The following is a 21,171-nucleotide window of genomic DNA, read 5'->3' as shown; positions in this document are numbered from 1 at the left end:
TAGAAGGTAAACCTAAATTTTCGTATGCTAAAAACGATTTTTCATATTCCTAGAATTTTAGTTGGTTATCCCATTATTCACCTATATAATCGAGAATAATTCTTAATTATAAATATGGAGTTACTATGCTTAAAAAAACAAAGTTGGCGGTATTGGTTGCAGCGGTTTGTACCTATCAAAATATGGCATGGGCGGAAGAAACCAGTCAGTTAGAAGAAATTTCTGTGGTTGAAATTGAAACCAGCGATACGTTGGTCAATACCAAAGTGGATCGTAACAGTATTTTCTTACGCCAAGCAAAAGATGTTAAAGATTTATTTTCCAATAAATTAGACGTCAACGTCAGTCAATTGCAAACGGCACGTTCCGGCGGAGAAGGCGTGAATATTCGTGGTTTGCAGGGGAACCGTATGACCACAACGGTAGATGGTATCCCATTGCCGGAAGCACAAGAAAGCAAACATTTTATTTCTTACGGTGTGGAATTCGGACGTGCCGATTATGTGGATGTGAGTAGTTTGCGTAGCGCCGATGTGCAATATGCCGGTTCTGCCAACAGTTTATCGGGCAGCGTGAATTTTGCTACATTAGAACCTGTTGATTTGTTGAAAGGTCGTACCCTCGGGGGCTTTATCGGAAGCGGTTATAACAGCGCCGATAATTCCGTTTACGGCACTGTTGGCGGCGCAGGCAAAATCGGTGCTTATCAAGGCATGGTAATGACCACCATTCGTAACGGCGATCAAACCAAAAACAAAGGCACTAATGCTGGTACCGGCGTAAACCGTACCGAACCAAATCCGGCAGACACGCAAAATAATTATGTTCTTACCAAACATTACTATCAGTTAAATGATCAACATCAGGTTGGTGCCGCTTTTGAATATCAACGTAAAAAAATTAAGACCGATTTACTGACATTAAATGATATCAACATTGACAGAGCCACCGGTATTCAAACCAAAGGCAATTCCATTGATCGTGTGAAACGTAGCCGTTTTTCATTAAGCCACGATTATAATAATGAGCACGGTTGGTTACAAAATGCGAAAACACAGGTTTATTATCAAAATGCCGGTACCGATAATTATCGTCATCGTTTAGGAACGAATAATTACCGCTTTGAAGAATCAAACGTTAACTATAAAACCTATGGTATTAACAGCAATTTAATGAGTTTTATTGATGGAGATATTCCGCAAGTTCTGCGTTATGGTTTAAGTTATAACCACACCAAAGCGACAAATTATTTGCACTATGAACGTCCTGCTTACGGCAATTCCCGCCACGCCTATTTCAACGGAAAACCGACATCAGACACGAAACAGCATAAAGTTACGGGTTATTTTGAAGATGAAATTGCTTTTGGAAAATGGGTCGTTACGCCACAAGTCAGTTTTGTGCATTATCGGATGACACCTTCCGGTGGTAACAGTGACGTGGCTCAATTCCAACCGGCAAAACGTTCCGAAACTAAATTTGCGCCGAAGTTAAGTTTAGAATATCGTGCTGCACCGGAATTTATTCCGTATGTGCAATATTCTCGTGGTGTAAGAACGCCGTCACCACAACAATTAACCTCTTATTTCTTTGAAAGCGTTAATTATTTCATTCCGGGATTAGGGCCTCAAACCGCTAATGTCGCGGTGGTCGGTAACCCGAATTTGCGTTCCGAAACCGCCGATAACTTTGAAATCGGGGTGAAAGGTCAAAATGAAAAACTGCAATATTTGGTCACCGGCTATTACAACCACTATAAAAACTTTATTGATTGGGTATCCAAACCAACGCAAGGTTATACCACCTTTATTCAATACGACAATTTGGATAAGGCCAAAGTGTATGGTTTTACTGCCGATGTGAAATGGACGTTTTATGATGATTTCTATTTGACGAAAGGCATTTCTTATAGTCGCGGCAGAGCCACCAATAATGGCATTAAAACACCAATTAATAGTATTCAACCGTTAAAAGTGAAATTCGGTTTAGGCTATGAAGGTGACACCTATGGCGCCAATATTCAATGGACTTATAACCGTGGTAAATCCGATAAAGATATTGAACAATCTTCCGCGTACTTGTACAACCCGACAGGTGGTTATTCATTGTTTGATTTAGGCGTTTATTGGAAGCCGGTGGAAAATCTGACGTTAACCGCCAATGTAAACAATCTGTTTAATAAAAAATACTGGAACTGGAACGACATTTCTTATCTTGCCCTGTTAAGTAAAGCTACGCAGGATCAAGGTCGCGATCCGAGCAGTATTCCATTGGCGATTACTTCCGGAAATGCTGATCGTTACAGCGCACCGGGACGCAATTTTAACGTCGGTATTCGTTATGAGTTTTAAAAACAGCTGAAATTTCGACCGCACTTTTGTCAACCTCCGTGTTGTTCTAAAGTACGGTCATTTTTTTCGGCAAATTTATTGTCTTGCCGGGGCAAAATTTATGGTCAAAAACAACCGCACTTTTCCTTTCAAAGCCCCTCAATTTCCTTACAATAACGCCGTATTTTTTAACCCATTTTCCCTAACGAAGGAGTTTATTATGATGAATAGAAGACGTTTTATTCAAATCGGTGCGACCAGTGTGTTAGCGCTTAGTTGTAATCGCATGGCGTTCGCAAAAAGCGATAATCAAGTCGATTTACGCATTATCGGTACTACTGATATTCACAGTTTTTTGACGGACTTTGACTATTACAAAGACGCCCCGACAGAGAAATTCGGTTTTACCCGTGCGGCAAGTTTAATTCGTCAAGCTCGTGCGGAAGTAAAAAACAGCGTGTTGGTGGATAACGGCGATTTAATTCAAGGTAATCCGATTGCCGATTATCAAGCAGCAGTGGGCTATAAAGAAGGCAAATCAAACCCAGCTGTAGATTGCTTAAATGCTATGCATTATGAAGTGGGCACCCTGGGCAATCACGAGTTTAATTATGGTTTGGATTATTTAGCCGATGCTATTAAACAGGCAAATTTCCCGATTGTGAACGCCAACGTGGTGAAAGTGGGAACAGAGGAGCCTTATTACACGCCTTATGTGATTCAGGAAAAAACGGTGGTGGACAATAAAGGCAAGTCGCATAAGCTAAAAATCGGTTATATCGGTTTTGTGCCGCCGCAAATTATGGTGTGGGATAAAGCCAATTTAACGGGCAAAGTGGAAACCCGCGACATCGTAAAAAGTGCGCAAAAATATGTGCGGGAAATGAAGAAAAAAGGCGCGGATATTATCGTGGCGTTGGCGCACACCGGCCCATCCGATGAGCCGTACCATGAAGGCGCAGAAAATTCCGCGTTCTATCTTGCGGATATGCCGCACATTGACGCGGTGATTTTCGGTCACTCCCACCGCTTGTTCCCGAATAAAGAATTTGCCAAATCACCGAACGCAGATATTGCTAAAGGTACCGTAAAAGGCGTGCCGGAAAGCATGGCGGGCTATTGGGCGAACAATATCAGTGTCGTAGATTTAGTATTGAGCGAGCATAACGGCAAATGGATTGTGACCGACGGCAAAGCGGTATTGCGTCCGATTTATGATGCGGAAAACAAAAAGGCGTTGGCAGAAAATGACCCGGAAGTGACCGCACTTTTAAAAGAAACTCATGAAGCGACCCGTAAATTCGTGGCACAGCCGATTGGTAAAGCTACCGACAATATGTATAGTTATTTGGCATTGGTGCAAGACGACCCGACCATTCAAATTGTTAACCAAGCGCAAAAAGCCTATGTGGAAAAAGTTGCCCCAAGCGTACCTGCCATGGCTGGCTTGCCAATTTTAAGTGCGGGCGCACCGTTTAAAGCGGGCGGACGTAAAAACGATCCGACAGGCTACACCGAAGTGAACAAAGGCGAGTTAACGTTCCGCAATGCGGCAGATTTGTATTTGTATCCGAATACCTTGGTCGTGGTGAAAGTCAGCGGCGAACAGCTGAAAGAATGGTTGGAGTGCAGTGCAGGGATGTTTAAGCAAATCGACCAGGCAAGCGATAAACCACAATCGTTATTGGATTGGGAAGGTTTCCGCACCTATAACTTCGATGTGATCGACGGTGTCAATTACGAATACGATTTAACCCAACCGCCACGTTATGACGGCGAGTGCAAGTTAATCAACCCGAATGCCCACCGCGTGCTGAATCTGACTTACCAAGGCAAACCGGTGGATCCGAAAGCGGAATTTTTAATCGCCACCAATAACTACCGTGCTTATGGTAATAAATTCCCAGGTACCGGCGATAAGCACATTGTTTACGCGTCACCGGATGAAAACCGTCAAGTATTGGCAGATTACATCAAAGCTACCAGTGAAAAAGACGGCGCAGTGAATCCACGTGCAGACAAGAACTGGCGCTTCGTACCAATTAAAGGCAATGATAAATTAGATGTGCGCTTTGAAACGTCACCAAGCGAACAAACGGCGCAATTTATCAAAGAAAATGCTCAATACCCAATGAAACAAGTAGGTACTGATGAAGTGGGCTTTGCCGTGTATCAAATTGATTTATCAGGCAAATAATTCACCCCAAAATAAAAGGCATCCTATGGATGCCTTTTTTATTGTTAAAGTGCGGTAGTTTTTTCAAACGTTTTTTTAACCATTTGATTTATTCCGCCGGGAACACAAACGGATTCAAACCGCTTTTCATAAAACCTTTTTTCTCCATTTCCATATCCAAAAAGATAGACGCTAAATCATCAGCAATCACTTCCATTTTCGGATCTTTTTCTTGGTATAAGGCTTTAAGGTAGCTGTGGCAGCTTCCACAACTTTCGCTACGAACTGCGGCTAAATGCTCATCAAGGGACCAATAATCTAAATCGCTACTTTCTCCGCAGTTAGTGCATTGTGTGCGCACCATATTCCATTCGCTTTCACATAAAGAACAGTGCATGTAGCGCAAGCCTTGATTGGTGCCTAAATGAATCATGCTGGCCGTTGGAGAGGCGCTGCAAACCGGGCAAAGATGTAAATCTTCGGTACTTTCTTGTTTGGCGTTGTGCGGAATTTGTTGTACTAATTGGAACCAATATAAGGATAATGCCGCCCATACAAACACCGCTTTATCGCTGGAAATGGTGGCAAATTCTTGTGCCAATACTTTATCGGCAAGGTCTTCCAATTCACTGTCAGCGGCTTTTTCTAACCATTCAATCGTGGTGAGAATCTGGTCGTTGGCAGAAGGTTTTAATTTCTCTAAAAGTGCGGTCAATAATTTGCGCCAAATTGGGTCACGCTGCCAGTTTTTCACATCTAGCGGTTTATTTGCTAATTGTTCACCGGAAAGTGCTTGCAGACGTGGATCTTGTGGAATCGGCATGCTTTCAAGCAAGGCTAACTGTGCATCGGCAATCGCGGCGGCAAACAACAGATAATCAGCGAGCGGATGATCCTGCGCTAATTCTCTTAAACGTGCGGCACGGCGTTGATATAAGTTTTTCGGGTTGGAAAACAACAGCGGCGGCGCGGTATAAGAGGCTGCCGCTTGTTTAATTTCATTTTCAGGAAGAATTCGGATACTCATAATTTTAGGGCTTATTGTTAATAGAAAGTGAAAATTCATGCCTATTATAGGCGCATAAATTTACTGTTCAATGACCGAAACGGGTAATTTTTATTTATTTTCCAGCCATTGTTTAATGCGGTTTACCCCTTCTTGCAAATGCTCGATGTTGCGTGTGTAAGCAAAACGCAAATAATGCTTCGTGCCGTTTTTCCCAAAATCAATGCCCGGCGTAGTGGCGACTTGGATTTCATGGAGCATTTGTTTGGCAAATTCATAGCTGTCATTAGTGTATTTGGATACATCCGCCCACAAATAAAAAGCGCCTTGGGGTTTAAATTCAATGGTAAAAATGTCTTTTAAGGCGTTATATAAAAAATCGCGACGGGCTTGGAATTGCTGTTTTACCTGTGCAAGATGGGCTTCATCAAAGGCTTCTAATGCCGCATATTGGCTTAATGTTGGTGCAGAAATAAAGATATTTTGCGCAATGATTTCAGCTTCACGCACTTTGTCTTCCGGCACGATAATCCAGCCTAAACGTAAGCCCGGCATACAGAAATATTTAGAAAAACCGTTGATGACATATGCTTTATCGTTAAATTGCAATGCGGTTGCAGCAGTTTCGTCATACACCAAACCGTGATACAACTCATCGGAAATAAACGCAATGTCATGCTCACGACAATATTCGTTAAGCGCTTTCAAGCGTTCGGTGGTGTAAATATTGCCTGTCGGGTTTGCCGGCGAGGAAATTTGTAACGCTTTAATTTGATGGCGTTTTAATTGTTCCACGCTTAATTGATAACAATCTTGTTTATCCACCGGCATGAATTCCGGCTGAATATCCATCATGTAAGCAAAATTTTTATAGCAAGGATAAGACGGATCCGTTAAACCTAATTTATCACCGTTATTTAAGGTGAGGGCATAAGCCACTAGGAATGCACCGCTGGTACCGGGCGTAAGCAAAATCCGATTCGGATTGATTTTCACCTGATAAGTGCGGTCATAATACGCGGCGATTTTTTCTCGCAACGCCAGAAGTCCAAGGCTTTCTGTGTAACTAAATTGATTGTGCTGCACGGCATTTTGCAGTGCGGCTTTAACCTTATCGGAAGGCGGTAAATCCGGCTGACCGATTTCAAAATGAATGGCGTTAGGGTATTTCGCCGCTTCTCGTACAATATCCATCACAATAAAAGCGGACATGTTGTCGTAACGCATAATATTTCCTTTTTTCTCTTTTTTTAAAAAATTTTAAGCTTCTTAATCTTTTCTTAATTTTTACTTGCTTTAATAGCTCTCAACAAAGCAAGGGGCTTTGTGATAATAAACTTTACGAAGGAGATTTCAAATGAAGAAACGCAGTTTAGCAACAATTTTCGTATTAGCAACCATTGCCGCAAGCGGTGCCTTTGCCCAAGGCGGTTTCCAAGATCCTAATGCGTCACAAGTACAACACCATCAAAAAGGGGATTTTAAACGTGGTGGGTTTGTTAATGGCGAACAAACACTAAGCAAAGCAGCAGACGCCACTTCGTGGGTTGACGATCAATATGTGATTTTACAAGGCAATATCGTTAAACAAGTGGGTAAAGATGACTATATTTTCAAAGATGCCAGCGGTGAACTACAAGTAGAAATCGACCGCAAAGCATGGCGTGGTCAGGATATTTCCCCAAGCGATGAAGTGAAACTTTACGGCGAAGTGGATAAATCTTGGAATAAAACGGAAGTCGATATTGATCGTGTCGAAAAAATTGTAAAATAATCCGACCAAAAACAGAAAGTGGTGATGAGCCACTTTTTGTTTGTTTTTATTATGGCGATTTCTCAAGTAAAAGTGCGGTGATTTTTTTATGCGAATTTTATTAATCGAAGACGATGCGCTTATCGGCAACGGCATTCAAATCGGTTTGACCAAATCAGGTTTTGCGGTGGATTGGTTTACCGACGGCAAAAGCGGATTGGCGGCAGCGCAAGCTGCGCCTTATGATGCGGTGGTGTTAGATTTAACGTTGCCGAAAATGGACGGCTTAGACGTGCTGCAGGCATGGCGTAAAAACGGGCAGGATGTGCCTGTGTTGATTTTAACGGCGCGAGATACCTTAGATGAACGCATTACCGGCTTACAACGCGGTGCAGACGATTATTTATGCAAGCCGTTTGCGCTGGTGGAAGTAGTGGCACGCTTGCAAGCATTGATTCGTCGTCGTTATGGGCATGCCAGCCCGATTATTCAGCATAGCTGCGTCAAATTCGATCCGAATCAACGTAAAGTGTTGTTAAATGAACAGGAAATTGCATTAACCACGCGTGAATATAAACTGCTTGAGCTGTTTATGCTGAATAAAGAACGCGTCCTCACCCGTGATTTTATTGAAGAAAAACTTTACAACTGGGATGACGAAGTCAACAGCAATGCCTTGGAAGTGCATATTTATAATTTGCGCCAAAAACTCGGTAAACAATTTATTCGCACCGTGCATGGCGTGGGCTATGCCTTAGGAAAAAATGATGAAGAAACTTAATTGGCACAAGCGCAGCCTCCGTTTTCGATTAATTGCCACCTTGTCTTTGGTGTCCGTTTTAGTGTGGTTGATCTCCACGGCGGTAGCGTGGTTTCAAGTCCGTAAAGAAGTGAATCAAGTTTTTGACGCCCAACAAATTTTATTTGCCGAACGGCTAGCTTCCTCTGACTTACGCCATCTTTTAATCGATCGTCACAACCCACAACCGCGCCGCCCTTTTAAAAAGCATCGTTTTGACGATGATGCGTTGGCCTTTGCGATTTTTACTACAGACGGCAACATCGTACTCAGTGACGGTGAAAATGGCGAAAACTTTGTTTATGAACCTAAAAAAGGCTTTTCACTCAGTAAAATTCGTGAGGACGACGATGACTGGCGTATTTTCTGGTTGCCTGTCGCCGGTGGCCGTTTAATCGTTGCCGTGGGACAGGAACAGGAATATCGCGATGAACTGATCAATAAAATGGTATTCGGGCAAATGTGGATTTGGTTTGCCGGTTTGCCGTTTTTATTGGCGGCACTCGGGTTGATTATTCGCCGAGAATTACGCAGCCTAAAACAAGTGGGCGAGCAAGTGGCGAAACGCCCACCGGACGATACCTCATTGTTGCCAACTGACAATCTGCCGACGGAAATTTTGCCGTTAATTGAAAATTTAAATCAATTTTTTGACCGCACTTCTGCCACCTTATTGCGTGAACGTCGTTTTACTTCCGATGCGGCTCATGAATTGCGTAGCCCGCTTGCCGCTTTGCGTATTCAAACGGAAGTGGCGCAACTTGCCGGTGATGACGCTCACTTGCGTGAGCAGGCATTGGAAAATCTGACTAAAGGCATCGATCGCGCAACCCAGTTGATCGAGCAATTATTAACCCTTTCTCGCTTGGATAATTTGAAAGAACTGGAGAATTTACAGGAAATTCATTGGGAACAGTTGATTCCGTCGCTGATGGGGGAATTGTATTTTCATGCGGAAAAACACCAAATCACGTTGGCATTTGAGCCCGTCGCCGCGCCTCCGGTAAAAATGGGGCAGCCGTTGTTGTTGGCGCTTATGCTGCGTAATCTAATAGATAACGCCATTCGTTATTGCCCGGCGGGCAGTCAGGTCAAAGTACGGTTGGAAAAAAATAAGATTTTGGTGGAAGACAACGGCGGCGGTGTCGATGAAGCCGATCTAGTCAAACTCGGACAACGTTTCTATCGCCCGGCCGGCCAAAACGAAAAAGGCAGCGGCTTGGGCTTGTCTATTGTTCGCCGCATTGCCGAATTACATCATTACCAACTCAACCTTTCTAACCGTAAAAATGCTGCCGGTGAACGCATCGGTTTGTGTGCGGAGATTTTGTTGTAAAGTCGATAAAAAGGCGGAGCTAAAAGTGCGGTGAATTTTCACCGCACTTTTTTATTTGATGCTGTTGAATAGGTTTTATGAAAATAAAAAAGCAAGCCAAAAGGCTTGCTTTTTTTTCGCTGTAAAGTGCGGTTCCCAAAGAGAGCGTTTTACGCTTTTTTGTATAATTGCGGTAACGCAGAATCTTTGTTTGTCGCCAGTAAACCGGTGCGGGAATAGATACCGAGTTTGTCGCGGGTGTCCGTGATATCAAGGTTACGCATGGTTAATTGACCGATACGATCGACCGGATCAAACGGTGCATTTTCCACTTTTTCCATACTCAAACGTTCCGGATGGTAGGTTAAGTTCGGCGATTCAGTATTGAGTAAGGAATAGTCATTACCACGACGTAACTCTAACGTCACTTCACCGGTAACCGCGCGAGCCACCCAACGTTGAGCGGTTTCGCGCAACATTAAGGCTTGCGGATCGAACCAACGACCTTGGTATAACAAACGACCTAAACGGATACCATTAATACGGTATTGTTCAATGGTGTCTTCGTTGTGGATGCCGGTCACTAAACGTTCGTAAGCGATGTGTAAGAGAGCCATTCCTGGGGCTTCGTAGATGCCGCGAGATTTCGCCTCAATGATACGGTTTTCGATTTGGTCGGACATCCCTAAGCCGTGACGACCACCAATGCGGTTTGCTTCAAGGAACAATTCTACGATGTTGTCGAAGGTTTTGCCGTTTAATGCCACCGGAATGCCTTCTTCAAAACGCACCGTCACTTCTTCCGCTTTGATTTGTACATCTTCACGCCAGAATGGTACGCCCATGATTGGGTTAACGATACGAATACCGGAATTTAAGAATTCCAAGTCTTTTGCCTCGTGAGTCGCGCCAAGCATGTTGGAGTCGGTGGAATAGGCTTTTTCGACAGACATTTTGTAATCAAAGCCGTTTTCAATTAAGAAGTTAGACATCTCAAAACGGCCGCCCAATTCATCGATGAATTTTTGATCCAACCAAGGTTTATAAATTTTTAAATTTGGGTTGGTCATTAAGCCGTAACGATAGAAACGTTCGATGTCGTTGCCTTTGTAAGTGCTGCCATCGCCCCAAATATTGACATCATCTTCTTTCATGGCAGAGACCAACATGGTGCCGGTCACCGCACGACCTAATGGAGTAGTGTTGAAATAAGTCAAACCACCTGTCGTCACGTGAAAGGCGCCGCATTGGATCGCCGCAATGCCTTCTTGGGCTAATTGCGTGCGGCAGTCGATTAAGCGGGCCATTTCTGCGCCATATTCTTTGGCTTTGCGCGGAATAGCCTCGTAATCCTCTTCATCCGGTTGGCCAAGGTTCGCGGTGTAAGCGCAAGGAATGGCGCCGTGTTGACGCATCCAAAGCAGTGCCGCGCTGGTGTCTAAGCCGCCGGAAAAGGCGATACCGACTTTTTCACCTTTGGGTAAGTGTTGCAAAATGGTATTTGACATATTTTCTTTCCTTATCTGTGTTTGTTTGAGTGAATGGGTTTGATAAAAGTACGTGGTAAAAACATTTCGAAAAATAACCGCGCTTTTATTCTTTTGTTGTCAGCATTAAATTCGGATCCGGATATTGGTAAACAAATTCTAATTCATGACAAATTTTTTCCGCCATGATAATGCGCTGCGGATCTTGTTCTGAGTTAATAAAGTGCGGTGGTTCTAGCCCGTATTTTTCCGCAGCATATTGATAATAGGCTTCCCGAGTAGGGTGCATTGGCGCGGCCAAATGATATAAACGGTAACCGCCCGGGGTTTCTAACAATAATTGAATGGCGCGTGCGCAATCGTCTAGATGGACTAAATTTACGGGAGAATGACCGCACTTTAGCTCCTGTTTGCTGGCAAGGGAATAAACTGGGTGACGATCGTTGCCGACTAAACCGGCAAAACGAATAATATCGCAATCGATGTCTTGCATTTTTGCCAAGCCATTTTCGATTTCAACTAAGGCGCGACCAATGTCACTGTCCGGCTGTGGGATGACGGATTCATCAAAATGAGCGGAAATATCAGGAAAAACGGAAGTGGAGCTAATAAAAATAATGTGGCTTACGCCTTGTAATAAGGCTTCGTTCACCAGATTTTGTACGCCTTCGACATATTGATTGAGATCGAAAAAATATTGGCTTGGTGGAATATTAATGATCAATGAATCAACATCGAGCAACGCACTGACATCATCAGGATCCGCATTAATTTCAGGGGTAAGTTCCAAATGATAGGCTTCCAAACGCATTAAACGCATTTGTTCTACACCATCATGAGTACGTTTTGTGCCTTTAACTTCCCAGCCTAGATTTTTTAAATGTCGCGCCAGTGGCAAACCTAGCCAACCTAACCCGACAATGGCGACCGACCTCATATTACTCCTATCCGGTTACAAAAAATTCCCACTATTCTAATGCATAGCGGGAATTCCTTTAAGTGTTATTTTGTTAATAAATCCAAGGCTTCTTGGTATTTATCTACGGTCTTCTGAATGACATCCGACGGCACTTTCGGCGCTGGTGGCTGTTTATTCCAACCGCTGTTTTCCAACCAGTCACGAATAAATTGTTTATCAAAAGACGGTGGGTTTGTGCCTTCTTGATAAGTCTCTACTGACCAGAAACGGCTGGAATCCGGCGTTAATACCTCATCCATCAAAGTTAACGTGCCGTTTTCATCTAAGCCGAATTCAAATTTGGTGTCACAAATGATGATACCTTTGGTTAAGGCATATTTGGCCGCTTCGGTATAAAGGGCGATGGCTTTTTCTTTCACTTGCGCCGCCAAATCTTTGCCGATCAATTTTTCGCACTCGGCATAGCTAATATTAATATCGTGATTGCCGATTTCTTCTTTGCTGGATGGCGTGAAAATCGGCTCAGGCAATTTACTGGCTTCTATTAACCCTTTTGGCAAGACTAAACCGCAAATGGTGCCGGTTTGTTTGTAATCTTTCAGACCGCTGCCGGTTAAATAACCGCGCACGATAGATTCAATTTTAATTGGGGTTAAGCGTTTGCACACCACCGCACGCTCTTTCACTAAATCGGCTTCCGCTTTGGGTAACACATCGTAAACGCTGTCACCGGTAAAATGATTCGGCATAATGTGCGCCAGTTTGTTAAACCAAAAGTTAGAAATTTGTGTCAGGATTTCGCCTTTACGCGGAATCGGATCATCTAAAATCACATCGAACGCCGACAATCTGTCACTGGCGACCATCAACATTCGTTTGTCATCAATTTCATACAAATCCCGTACTTTGCCGGAATAGATTTTTTTTAGACTAAGTTGTGTCATTTCATTTCCTTTTTATCTGCGTAAAAATAATGGTGCGTATTGTACCGCACTTTTTACGCAAACGTTTGCATTTTTTAGTGAGAATTTTATTTTGTGCTGGATTGATGCCTGCGTAAGGAAATAAAGTGCGGTCAGAAAAAAGAATGTTTTTAAGTGGATTATTCAAAATAAAAAGACCGATAGCTTTCGCTATCGGTCAAAAAGACAGTAGTATGTATTTTATGAATAATAAGAATTAGAACATGATACGGGTACCTAAGCCGATACGGGTTGCATCGGAAACTTTTTCACCGTTTTCTTTAACATTCGCTTTGCCGCCTTCAAGGTAAACAGCAACGTGTTTGTTAAATCTGTGGTCAACACCCATTACCCAGCCTCTGTATTTACCGTTAGCTTGGCCTTCATTTTTACCGGTACCCCATAAGTATGCACCGTAAAGGGCATTTTGCTCGGTTAAATCGACTTTCAAACCTAAGTCAAAACGGTCAATTTTTTCGTATCTGCCAACGCCAGTAGCTTTATTACCCATACTGTGTTTGAAGTTGTAGTCTCTGTGACCTTTCATTGATGTACCATGAGCCCAGTCAAAACCAACGCTAACGATTTTATATTTCACGTCAAAACCAACGCCGGCAATTTTTTGTTTGTAGTCTTTAGTCATCGCGTCAGCTTTTTTCACTTCGATATAGCCGGAACCGAATCTTACACCCACATCGCCCCATTGACCATCATAGAAAGCACCTACGCCAAAACCTTGACCCTCATCTGCTTTAGCTTTATTTGCTTCGCCAAAGTAATAGTCTGCAGCAACACGGAAGCCGGCAAATTTGCTAGACATAAAGTGAACCGCTTTTGCTGCGCTATCGTGTAATACGTTACCACTTAATTCGTAAGAGTAGTTAGCTTTAGGAATGTGGTCACCCAAAGTCAATTGGTTACCGAAAGTCAATGAACCGATATCTTTATGTGCGAATCCACCGAATAAGCGTTTGGTGTTGATGCCATCACCGACAGTACCGTTTTGTGTGAAACGAATTTCAAATGCCGCTAATGCGCTGAAACCGTTGCCAATCTCTTGGCTTGCGCGAACGCGAACACGAGAACCACGGTCAACTAAATCAGTGCGTTTGCCACTAGTGTCGACTTTTTTATCTTTCATGTTAACGATTTCGAATGCGCCACGTCCGTCTAATTCAACTTTTGTGCCTTCGTTTTTATAAACGACAACAGCATTTGCTGAAGCCGCAGCCATTGCTGTTACTACTAGTGCGATAAGTGTTTTTTTCATGTTAATCACCTTGAGTTTTAGTTTTAACAAAATTGACGTTCTTATTGTATAAAATTGGATATTTCACTCCATTTTGTTTTTATTAAATGGTGTTTTTCTCGATTTCGGTTTAACGCTAATAAAACTTTTAAGTGCTGTCAATAAACGAGAAATTTTACGTGGTTTTTAAAACCATTATTTTTCAAAGGGTTATGTGATTCTTCCATTTTTGTTTAGTGGCGAAAAGTGTTATCTGGATCACAATTTTTATATTTTTTTGATCGGCTATTTTCTACTGGATTTGATTTAACTTATTGATTTTTATTTTAATTTTTTTATTTACTAAAATGAGTGTTTAATAAAATAAATAGATAAGTGATTTATTTTGGATTTCATCTTATTTTTGTGATGCTGATCACGTAATAATTGACAGAATTCGCCTTTAAAAACAATGGGATGGGAAAAGTCTTTCACTCCATTTGAAATACATTTTTATTTGACAAGTGAAGGCTTGAATAAATAGTAAGCGTTTTGTCAGTGCTTAACATATTCATATCGTAAATTAAAAATAGGCAGAAAACATACCGCACTTTGTTACAACCTGTCGGCATTAATGCTTCTCAAACTTGAAAAAAGTGGCTAAAAAGCATATAGTTGCGCCACTTATTTTTGGACCGTCGTTTAAGGCGGTTTCTTTATTTCTTCATCAAACAACACAGACAGAACAGATGACATACCCACAAGAACAAGTTAATAAACGCCGCACTTTTGCGATTATTTCTCACCCCGATGCAGGTAAAACCACGATTACCGAAAAGGTTTTGCTTTATGGTAACGCCATTCAAAAAGCCGGTTCGGTGAAAGGCAAAGGTTCCGCACAGCACGCGAAATCCGACTGGATGGAAATGGAAAAACAACGTGGGATTTCTATTACCACTTCCGTGATGCAATTTCCATACAACGATTGTTTGGTCAACCTGCTGGATACTCCGGGGCATGAGGATTTCTCTGAAGATACCTACCGCACTTTAACGGCGGTGGACAGCTGCTTGATGGTCATTGACTCCGCCAAAGGGGTTGAGGATCGTACCATTAAATTGATGGAAGTCGCCCGTTTGCGCGACACGCCGATTATCACGTTTATGAACAAACTTGACCGTGATATTCGTGATCCGATGGAATTATTGGATGAAGTAGAAAACGTATTGAAAATTCACTGCGCGCCAATTACTTGGCCTATCGGTTGCGGCAAATTGTTTAAAGGCGTATATCACTTATACAAAGACGAAACCTATCTCTATCAAACCGGGCAAGGACACACGATTCAAGAAGTGCGCATTGTGAAAGGCTTAAATAATCCGGAATTGGATAATGCCGTAGGTGACGATTTGGCACAACAATTACGTGATGAATTGGAATTGGTCAAAGGCGCTAGCAACGAATTTGATTTAGATTTGTTCTTAAACGGTGAATTGACGCCGGTCTTTTTCGGTACGGCGTTAGGGAATTTCGGCGTGGATCATTTCCTTGACGGCTTAACCGAATGGGCGCCTGCGCCACAAGCCCGTCAAACCGATGTGCGTAAAGTGTCTGCCGATGAAGAAAAATTCAGTGGTTTCGTGTTCAAGATTCAAGCCAATATGGATCCGAAACACCGCGACCGTGTTGCATTCTTACGTGTCGTGTCCGGCAAATATGAAAAAGGCATGAAACTCAAACATGTACGTATCGGCAAAGAGGTGGTGATTTCTGATGCGTTAACCTTTATGGCGGGCGACCGTTCGCATGCAGAAGAAGCCTATGCCGGCGATATTATCGGTTTGCACAATCACGGTACGATTCAAATTGGTGATACCTTTACCCAAGGGGAAGAGTTAAAATTCACGGGCATTCCAAACTTTGCACCGGAGTTATTCCGCCGTATTCGTTTGAAAGATCCTCTCAAGCAAAAACAATTATTAAAAGGCTTGGTACAGCTTTCCGAGGAAGGCGCCGTACAGGTTTTCCGTCCGTTGCTGAATAACGATTTGATTGTTGGTGCAGTGGGTGTGTTGCAGTTTGATGTGGTCGTTTCGCGTTTGAAATCCGAATATAACGTCGAAGCCATTTATGAAACCGTCAACGTGTCAACGGCCCGTTGGGTGGAATGTGGCGACGCGAAAAAATTTGAAGAGTTTAAACGTAAAAATGAGCAAAACTTGGCGTTAGACGGTGGCGATAACCTCACTTACATCGCCCCAACGATGGTGAATCTCAATCTTGCGCAAGAGCGTTATCCGGATGTGACATTCTTCAAAACCCGCGAACATTAATTTGTTCAAAAACATTAAAAAAGAAGACCGCACTTTAAGGGATTAAAGTGCGGTCTTTTTCTAGGTGTTTTTATTTACTTGTTTTCTTCTTCATTACCGTTTTTCAAGGTGGAGAAGTAGTTTGCTAAAATCGGGCCGGAAACGTTGTGCCAGAAACTGAACACGGCGCTTGGTACGGCAGCGATTGGGTTCAAATGCGCAGTGGCAAGTGCTGCGCCTAAACCGGAGTTTTGCATACCCACTTCAATGGCGATGGCTTTGCTGTCATAGTTATTTAATTTGAGTAATTTGGCTGCAATAAAGCCGATGAGGTAACCCAAGCAGTTGTGCAACACAACCACACCGAAAATCAATAAACCGGAGTCGATGATTTTGTCTTTGCTACCGGCAACGACTGCAGCAAGAATTAAGACAATCGCGATGACAGAAACCAAAGGCATGGTTTGGCTGATTTGCGACATTTGTTTTTTGAATAGCGCGCGAATTACTAGGCCCAAGAAAATTGGGAAAAGCACCATTTCCAACACGGAAATAAACATCGCACTGGCGTTAATTTCGATCCATTGGCTGGCCAACACATAGAAAATCACCGGCGTTAATAACGGGGCTAACAAGGTGGAAATGGTGGTACAGGCTACAGAAAGTGCGGTGTTACCACGGGCTAAATAGGTCATCACGTTAGAAGACGTACCACCCGGGCAGGAGCCGACAAGAATCACACCAGCGGCCAAATCATCCGGCAAATTCAATGCTTTTGCGAGGACAAAAGCGATGGATGGCATGATTACAAATTGCCCGACTACGCCCACAATGACGGCTTTCGGGTGTTTGGCGACTTCACTGAAATCATTGAAAGTAAGCGTAATCCCCATGCCGAACATGACAATACCGAGCAAGTAAGGAATATATTGGCGGAGCCATAAGAAGGTTTCCGGTGAGAGAAACGCAAGGAGAGCGAAAAGTAACACCCAAAGGGCAAAGGTTTTACTAACAAATTGGGTAAATTTAAGCAATGCGTGCATAAAAAATCCTTAAAAATTAAAAGTACGAGTAGTGAAAAAAGGTAGTCAACATAGCAGAAAATAGGGGAAATGAAAAAATATTTTCGGGGCAAAAAAGGAGAAAACATGAATTTTTTTATTTTCATAATCAATTCACGTTTTTGAGTGATGAAAAAACGTTATTAAAAATAACCACACTTTAATGGAATAGTCGCGCCCACATCTCTCGTACAAACGCCCGTTCTGCACAAAATTCCGCTCCGTCCACCACAGAGGGTAAACCGAGTAAATTCAAATGGTGAATACGGTTGCGCAGATCCACATAACATTGTTTTAAACGTTCGCTATCGGTGTCAGAAATCATGCCGTATTCTGCCATGATTTCGAAAATCCGCACGTTATCTGACCAACGTGTGAGTGCGGGCTGCTGCGGCGAATGCGCTAACACCAAATATTGGGCGATAAATTCAATGTCCGTAATGCCGCCTTGGTCGGTTTTAATGTTGAATTGGGCGTCATCATGTTTTGCCAAATGTTCATACATTTTTTCCCGCATTTCGCAGACATCCTGTTTCAGTTGAACTAAGTCCCGCGGGGCAGAAAGTACCTTGTGGCGAATGGTTTCAAATTCATCTCGGAGTTTCTGTTCGCCGAACACTGCACGGCTACGCACCAAGGCTTGTTTTTCCCAGGTCCAGGCTTCGTTTAGTTGATAGTTTTCAAAGGCGGCGAAAGAGCAACCAAGCAATCCCGCATCGCCTGACGGGCGTAGGCGCATATCCACGTCATATAAAATCCCGGCGCTGGTATTCATGCTGAAAATACTGACGATTTTTTGCGCCAAACGTAAATAGAATTGGTTGCTGTCGATGACTTTTTTGCCACCAACGGTTTGGCTATTGCTAGCGGGATCGTATAAGAAGACGAGATCTAAGTCAGATTTATAGCCTAATTCAATGCCGCCCAATTTGCCGTAGCCCACCACGAGGAAGTTTTTCTCTCCTTCTGCCAAATGTTCGGGCACCCCAAAACGGACGGCGATTTGTTGCCACGCCAAATTGACCACCGCGCCGATAATGGCCTCAGCCAAATAGGTGAGATGGTCGCTCACTTTCATTACCGGCAACACACCGAGAATATCGGCGGCGGCAATGCGGAGCAGGGCAGCGTGCTTAAACTGGCGCAAGCCATCGATAAATTGTTCTTCGTCATCTTGCGGCAGGCGCAATAAATATTGCTGTAATTCGGAGGCGTACTCGGTAAAGTGCGGTGGATTTCGCAGGGATTTTTGATCGAGCAATTCATCGAGCAAAATCGGGTGGCGCGCCACTTGTTCCGCAATAAATTTTGATTGGGCACACAGTTCAATAAGCTGTGTCAAGGCTTGCGGATTTTCTGCTAATAGCTCGAGATAAGTGGTACGCGTGAGGATTTTTTCAATAATCGTCAAAATGCGTGGCAGTAAAACAGGGCTGTTGGGCGTATGTAAAACTTGTTCCAGCAGGTTTGGCATTAAGCGATTCAGTACCGCCCGCCCGCGCACACCAATAGCATAACGGGGCAGTTCGTTGCGAAATTGTAACAGGCGATCCAACACCGCATCTTGTTCCGCCTCCGGCACACCGTTTTGTTGCAAAATGCCGAGCAATTCTTGTTCGTCAAAATCCGTTTCGAGGAAATCTTCCCACGCATTTTCCGATGTATTTTCTTCTTGTTCATCGCCAATTAATGACTGAAATACCGACCGCACTTTGCGCTGATGTTCGTGTAACACGGCGAGAAAACTCGCCCAATCGTGAATCGGGTAAGTGACGGAAACACTTTCTTGTTGCGCACTCCATTGGGTAAATTCCGCGCAGGCGAAGATTAAACGTTGACGATCCCATTCATTCTCGGGCAGTTGTTGGGTTTGTTGATCTTTGATGGCTTGCAGCACATTTTCCGCGCGACGTAGAAATAAATAGGCGTGGCGCAAATCGGATTCCTGTTCGATGGAAATCAAATTCAGCCTGCTCAGTTCCGGCAATAAATTCAGCAATTCGTGCTGCTGCAAGGCAATTTCCCGCCCACCGCGAATTAACTGGAAAACCTGCACGATAAACTCAATTTCACGAATGCCGCCCGCGCCCAATTTGATGTTATCGGTGAGGTTGCGGCGGCGTACTTCCCGTTCGATTTTTTGTTTCATCTCACGCAACGCCTGAATCACGCTGAAATCAATGTAGCGACGATATACAAACGGGCGCAATAAATTCTGTAAAACGGCAACATTGGGATCCGTTGCTTGCGCACCTAAAATGCGACCTTTGATCATGGCGTAACGTTCCCAATCGCGCCCTTGATCCTGATAATACTGTTCCATGGCGTTAAAACTGAGTGCCAGCGCGCCACTGTCGCCAAAGGGACGTAAACGCATATCCGTGCGGTACACAAAACCATCGGCTGTGTATTGATCTAACGCGTTAATCAAGCGTTGCCCCAAACGGGTGAAAAACTTCGCATTATCCACGCTGCGGCGCGCACCCACGGTTTCCCCTTGGCTTGGATAAGTAAAAATCAAATCAATGTCGGAAGAAAAATTCAGTTCAAAGCCACCCAATTTCCCCATGCCGAGAATATATAACTGCTGCGCGTTGCACTGCGCATCCATTGGCGTACCCATTTCTTCACAAGCCCGTGCATAAAGCCAATCGCGCGCACCAATAATCAGGCTTTCCGCCAGTTGCGACAAGCGAATAAAAACCTGTTCTACCGTGGCGAAATTAAGACTTTGACAAACACTCAATTTCACCATTTCACGGGCACGAAACAGACGTAATTCCCGATAAAGCTGTTCTTCCGTCTGCACATCCTGCAACACCTCATTCAACCGCTCGGCGTACTGGTCACAGTCCTCAAAGTGCGGTAGTTTTTCCCAACATTTTGCTAAAAACGCAGGCTGTTTCTGCCACGCCTCCGCCACAAAATCCGACATCGCCACCGCCACAGCCATTTGCCCGATATTCGTTGCGGGATCTTCTATTTGTTGTTCGATTTGTTCAAACAACGTCGCATCAAATTGTTCCGGAAAAGATTGGATCAGCACTTCAGCAAGGGAATGGAGTTTATCGGTGAATGGCGCAACAAAAGACATGATGAATCCTTATGAAAAATGGTGCGTCAACTTTAGCATGAAATGGGGTATTTTGAGAGAGGAGAAGTGTGATAGGTGTCAAGGAATTAAATATAGAGGCTGGGGAGATAAGGATAGATTTGGTATTCTTATTACATAAATAAAATATTTTTTCTTTCATTAAACTAAAGGAATCACTCATGTCACAGGATGAAGCGAGACAATTATTTTCACAGGCTAAAAAGTTATATCAAGATGAGAAATTAGATGAAGCGATTGATATTTTTCAATCAATAAAAAGAGAGGATTCACCAGAAACTTTTGCGAGGGCCCAATTAAATTTGGCACTTATTTGGAGAAAAAAAGGCGAGCAAGAAAAGGCGATTGCTATCTATGAAACCATTCAGCGAGAAGATAACCCAAAAGCTTTTGCTAAAGCTCAATATAATTTAGCGCTTATTTGGGCAGAAAAAGACGACCATAAAAAAGTGGTTTCTGCTTATAAAGCCATTCAGCGAGAAGATGATAAGGAAGCTTTTGCTAAAGCTCAATTTAATTTAGGTGTTATTTGGGATGAAAAAGGCGAGCAGGAAAAGGCGATTTCGGCTTATGAAGCCATTCAGCAGCAAGATGATAAGGAAACTTTTGCTAAGGCTCTGTTTAATTTAGGTTTTCTTTGGAAAAAAAAAGGAGAACAGAAAAAAGCAGCGGCTATCTATAAAACTATTCAGCGGGAAGATTACCCGAAGG

General features: G+C 43.3%; 15 protein-coding genes. 7 read left to right on the top strand and 8 right to left on the bottom strand.

Features of this window, described 5'->3' with window-relative positions; genetic code table 11:
- The first annotated feature begins 125 nt into the window (after nt 1–125).
- On the top strand, nt 126–2,351 hold the full coding sequence (locus HMPREF9064_RS03405; protein WP_006718793.1) for a TonB-dependent hemoglobin/transferrin/lactoferrin family receptor: 2,226 nt from the start codon (nt 126–128) through the stop codon (nt 2,349–2,351).
- Nucleotides 2,352–2,550: 199 nt separating this feature from the next.
- Nucleotides 2,551–4,527, top strand: coding sequence for a 2',3'-cyclic-nucleotide 2'-phosphodiesterase (gene cpdB / locus HMPREF9064_RS03410; RefSeq protein ID WP_032997932.1), 1,977 nt, complete (start codon nt 2,551–2,553; stop codon nt 4,525–4,527).
- An 88-nt stretch (nt 4,528–4,615) separates the two neighbouring features.
- Here the strand turns inward: cpdB and fdhE are convergent, their stop codons facing one another.
- Together fdhE and HMPREF9064_RS03420 are read right to left on the bottom strand one after the other, a co-directional pair.
- Complete coding sequence (gene fdhE, locus HMPREF9064_RS03415; protein ID WP_032997931.1) at nt 4,616–5,533, bottom strand: formate dehydrogenase accessory protein FdhE; 918 nt, start codon at nt 5,531–5,533, stop codon at nt 4,616–4,618.
- 90 nt (nt 5,534–5,623) lie between these two features.
- Nucleotides 5,624–6,739 carry a pyridoxal phosphate-dependent aminotransferase gene (locus tag HMPREF9064_RS03420; RefSeq protein ID WP_006718786.1) on the bottom strand — a complete coding sequence of 372 codons (1,116 nt, stop codon included), beginning with the start codon at nt 6,737–6,739 and terminating at the stop codon, nt 5,624–5,626.
- 130 nt (nt 6,740–6,869) lie between these two features.
- Between HMPREF9064_RS03420 and HMPREF9064_RS03425 the strand changes: the two genes are divergently transcribed.
- The 3 genes from HMPREF9064_RS03425 (at nt 6,870) to qseC (ending at nt 9,400) form a co-directional block, all read left to right on the top strand.
- Nucleotides 6,870–7,286, top strand: coding sequence for a YgiW/YdeI family stress tolerance OB fold protein (locus HMPREF9064_RS03425; protein WP_006718784.1), 417 nt, complete (start codon nt 6,870–6,872; stop codon nt 7,284–7,286).
- 88 nt (nt 7,287–7,374) lie between these two features.
- Nucleotides 7,375–8,046: a response regulator gene (locus HMPREF9064_RS03430; protein ID WP_006718783.1), complete on the top strand. Its 672-nt coding sequence runs from the start codon at nt 7,375–7,377 to the stop codon at nt 8,044–8,046.
- Complete coding sequence (gene qseC, locus HMPREF9064_RS03435) at nt 8,030–9,400, top strand: quorum sensing histidine kinase QseC (RefSeq protein WP_006718780.1); 1,371 nt, start codon at nt 8,030–8,032, stop codon at nt 9,398–9,400. Before HMPREF9064_RS03430 ends, qseC begins: the two co-directional genes overlap by 17 nt.
- A gap of 149 nt (nt 9,401–9,549) precedes the next feature.
- On the opposite strand, the gene argG is transcribed toward qseC, so the two are convergent.
- The 4 genes from argG to HMPREF9064_RS03455 form a co-directional block, all read right to left on the bottom strand.
- Nucleotides 9,550–10,887 (bottom strand): argininosuccinate synthase, encoded by a 1,338-nt coding sequence (gene argG / locus HMPREF9064_RS03440; protein WP_006718777.1) that lies wholly within the window; start codon nt 10,885–10,887, stop codon nt 9,550–9,552.
- Nucleotides 10,888–10,972: 85 nt separating this feature from the next.
- On the bottom strand, nt 10,973–11,803 hold the full coding sequence (locus tag HMPREF9064_RS03445; RefSeq protein WP_006718775.1) for an SDR family oxidoreductase: 831 nt from the start codon (nt 11,801–11,803) through the stop codon (nt 10,973–10,975).
- A gap of 65 nt (nt 11,804–11,868) precedes the next feature.
- Nucleotides 11,869–12,729 carry a phosphoribosylaminoimidazolesuccinocarboxamide synthase gene (locus HMPREF9064_RS03450; RefSeq protein ID WP_006718773.1) on the bottom strand — a complete coding sequence of 287 codons (861 nt, stop codon included), beginning with the start codon at nt 12,727–12,729 and terminating at the stop codon, nt 11,869–11,871.
- 235 nt (nt 12,730–12,964) lie between these two features.
- A complete protein-coding gene (locus HMPREF9064_RS03455; protein ID WP_006718769.1) occupies nt 12,965–14,017 on the bottom strand; it encodes a porin in 1,053 nt (350 codons plus the stop codon).
- A gap of 707 nt (nt 14,018–14,724) precedes the next feature.
- Between HMPREF9064_RS03455 and prfC the strand changes: the two genes are divergently transcribed.
- Nucleotides 14,725–16,308 (top strand): peptide chain release factor 3, encoded by a 1,584-nt coding sequence (gene prfC, locus HMPREF9064_RS03460; RefSeq protein WP_032997929.1) that lies wholly within the window; start codon nt 14,725–14,727, stop codon nt 16,306–16,308.
- Between the two features lie 74 nt (nt 16,309–16,382).
- Here the strand turns inward: prfC and HMPREF9064_RS03465 are convergent, their stop codons facing one another.
- Nucleotides 16,383–17,330: a bile acid:sodium symporter family protein gene (locus HMPREF9064_RS03465; RefSeq protein ID WP_006718763.1), complete on the bottom strand. Its 948-nt coding sequence runs from the start codon at nt 17,328–17,330 to the stop codon at nt 16,383–16,385.
- A 178-nt stretch (nt 17,331–17,508) separates the two neighbouring features.
- Entirely contained in the window at nt 17,509–20,442 is a 2,934-nt protein-coding gene (gene glnE / locus HMPREF9064_RS03470) for a bifunctional [glutamate--ammonia ligase]-adenylyl-L-tyrosine phosphorylase/[glutamate--ammonia-ligase] adenylyltransferase (RefSeq protein ID WP_006718761.1), read from the bottom strand.
- A 179-nt stretch (nt 20,443–20,621) separates the two neighbouring features.
- Here glnE and HMPREF9064_RS09990 point away from each other — a divergent pair.
- A partial coding sequence (locus tag HMPREF9064_RS09990; RefSeq protein WP_006718759.1) for a tetratricopeptide repeat protein occupies nt 20,622–21,171 on the top strand: 550 nt, incomplete at its 3' end.

It is taken from the genome of Aggregatibacter segnis ATCC 33393 (genome assembly GCF_000185305.1).
GTDB classification, from domain to species: domain Bacteria; phylum Pseudomonadota; class Gammaproteobacteria; order Enterobacterales; family Pasteurellaceae; genus Aggregatibacter; species Aggregatibacter segnis.
This window is presented reverse-complemented; position numbering and strand designations above follow the sequence as displayed.

Excerpts from the sequence above, each read along its gene's own strand:
- qseC (WP_006718780.1), top strand. The coding sequence starts at position 8,030 with ATGATGAAGAAACTTAATTGGCACAAGCGCAGCCTCCGTTTTCGATTA.
- HMPREF9064_RS03450 (WP_006718773.1), bottom strand. The coding sequence starts at position 12,729 with ATGACACAACTTAGTCTAAAAAAAATCTATTCCGGCAAAGTACGGGAT.
- argG (WP_006718777.1), bottom strand. The coding sequence starts at position 10,887 with ATGTCAAATACCATTTTGCAACACTTACCCAAAGGTGAAAAAGTCGGT.
- glnE (WP_006718761.1), bottom strand. The coding sequence starts at position 20,442 with ATGTCTTTTGTTGCGCCATTCACCGATAAACTCCATTCCCTTGCTGAA.
- HMPREF9064_RS03455 (WP_006718769.1), bottom strand. The coding sequence starts at position 14,017 with ATGAAAAAAACACTTATCGCACTAGTAGTAACAGCAATGGCTGCGGCT.
- HMPREF9064_RS03425 (WP_006718784.1), top strand. The coding sequence starts at position 6,870 with ATGAAGAAACGCAGTTTAGCAACAATTTTCGTATTAGCAACCATTGCC.
- prfC (WP_032997929.1), top strand. The coding sequence starts at position 14,725 with ATGACATACCCACAAGAACAAGTTAATAAACGCCGCACTTTTGCGATT.
- HMPREF9064_RS03430 (WP_006718783.1), top strand. The coding sequence starts at position 7,375 with ATGCGAATTTTATTAATCGAAGACGATGCGCTTATCGGCAACGGCATT.
- cpdB (WP_032997932.1), top strand. The coding sequence starts at position 2,551 with ATGATGAATAGAAGACGTTTTATTCAAATCGGTGCGACCAGTGTGTTA.
- HMPREF9064_RS03445 (WP_006718775.1), bottom strand. The coding sequence starts at position 11,803 with ATGAGGTCGGTCGCCATTGTCGGGTTAGGTTGGCTAGGTTTGCCACTG.
- HMPREF9064_RS03420 (WP_006718786.1), bottom strand. The coding sequence starts at position 6,739 with ATGCGTTACGACAACATGTCCGCTTTTATTGTGATGGATATTGTACGA.
- fdhE (WP_032997931.1), bottom strand. The coding sequence starts at position 5,533 with ATGAGTATCCGAATTCTTCCTGAAAATGAAATTAAACAAGCGGCAGCC.
- HMPREF9064_RS03465 (WP_006718763.1), bottom strand. The coding sequence starts at position 17,330 with ATGCACGCATTGCTTAAATTTACCCAATTTGTTAGTAAAACCTTTGCC.
- HMPREF9064_RS03405 (WP_006718793.1), top strand. The coding sequence starts at position 126 with ATGCTTAAAAAAACAAAGTTGGCGGTATTGGTTGCAGCGGTTTGTACC.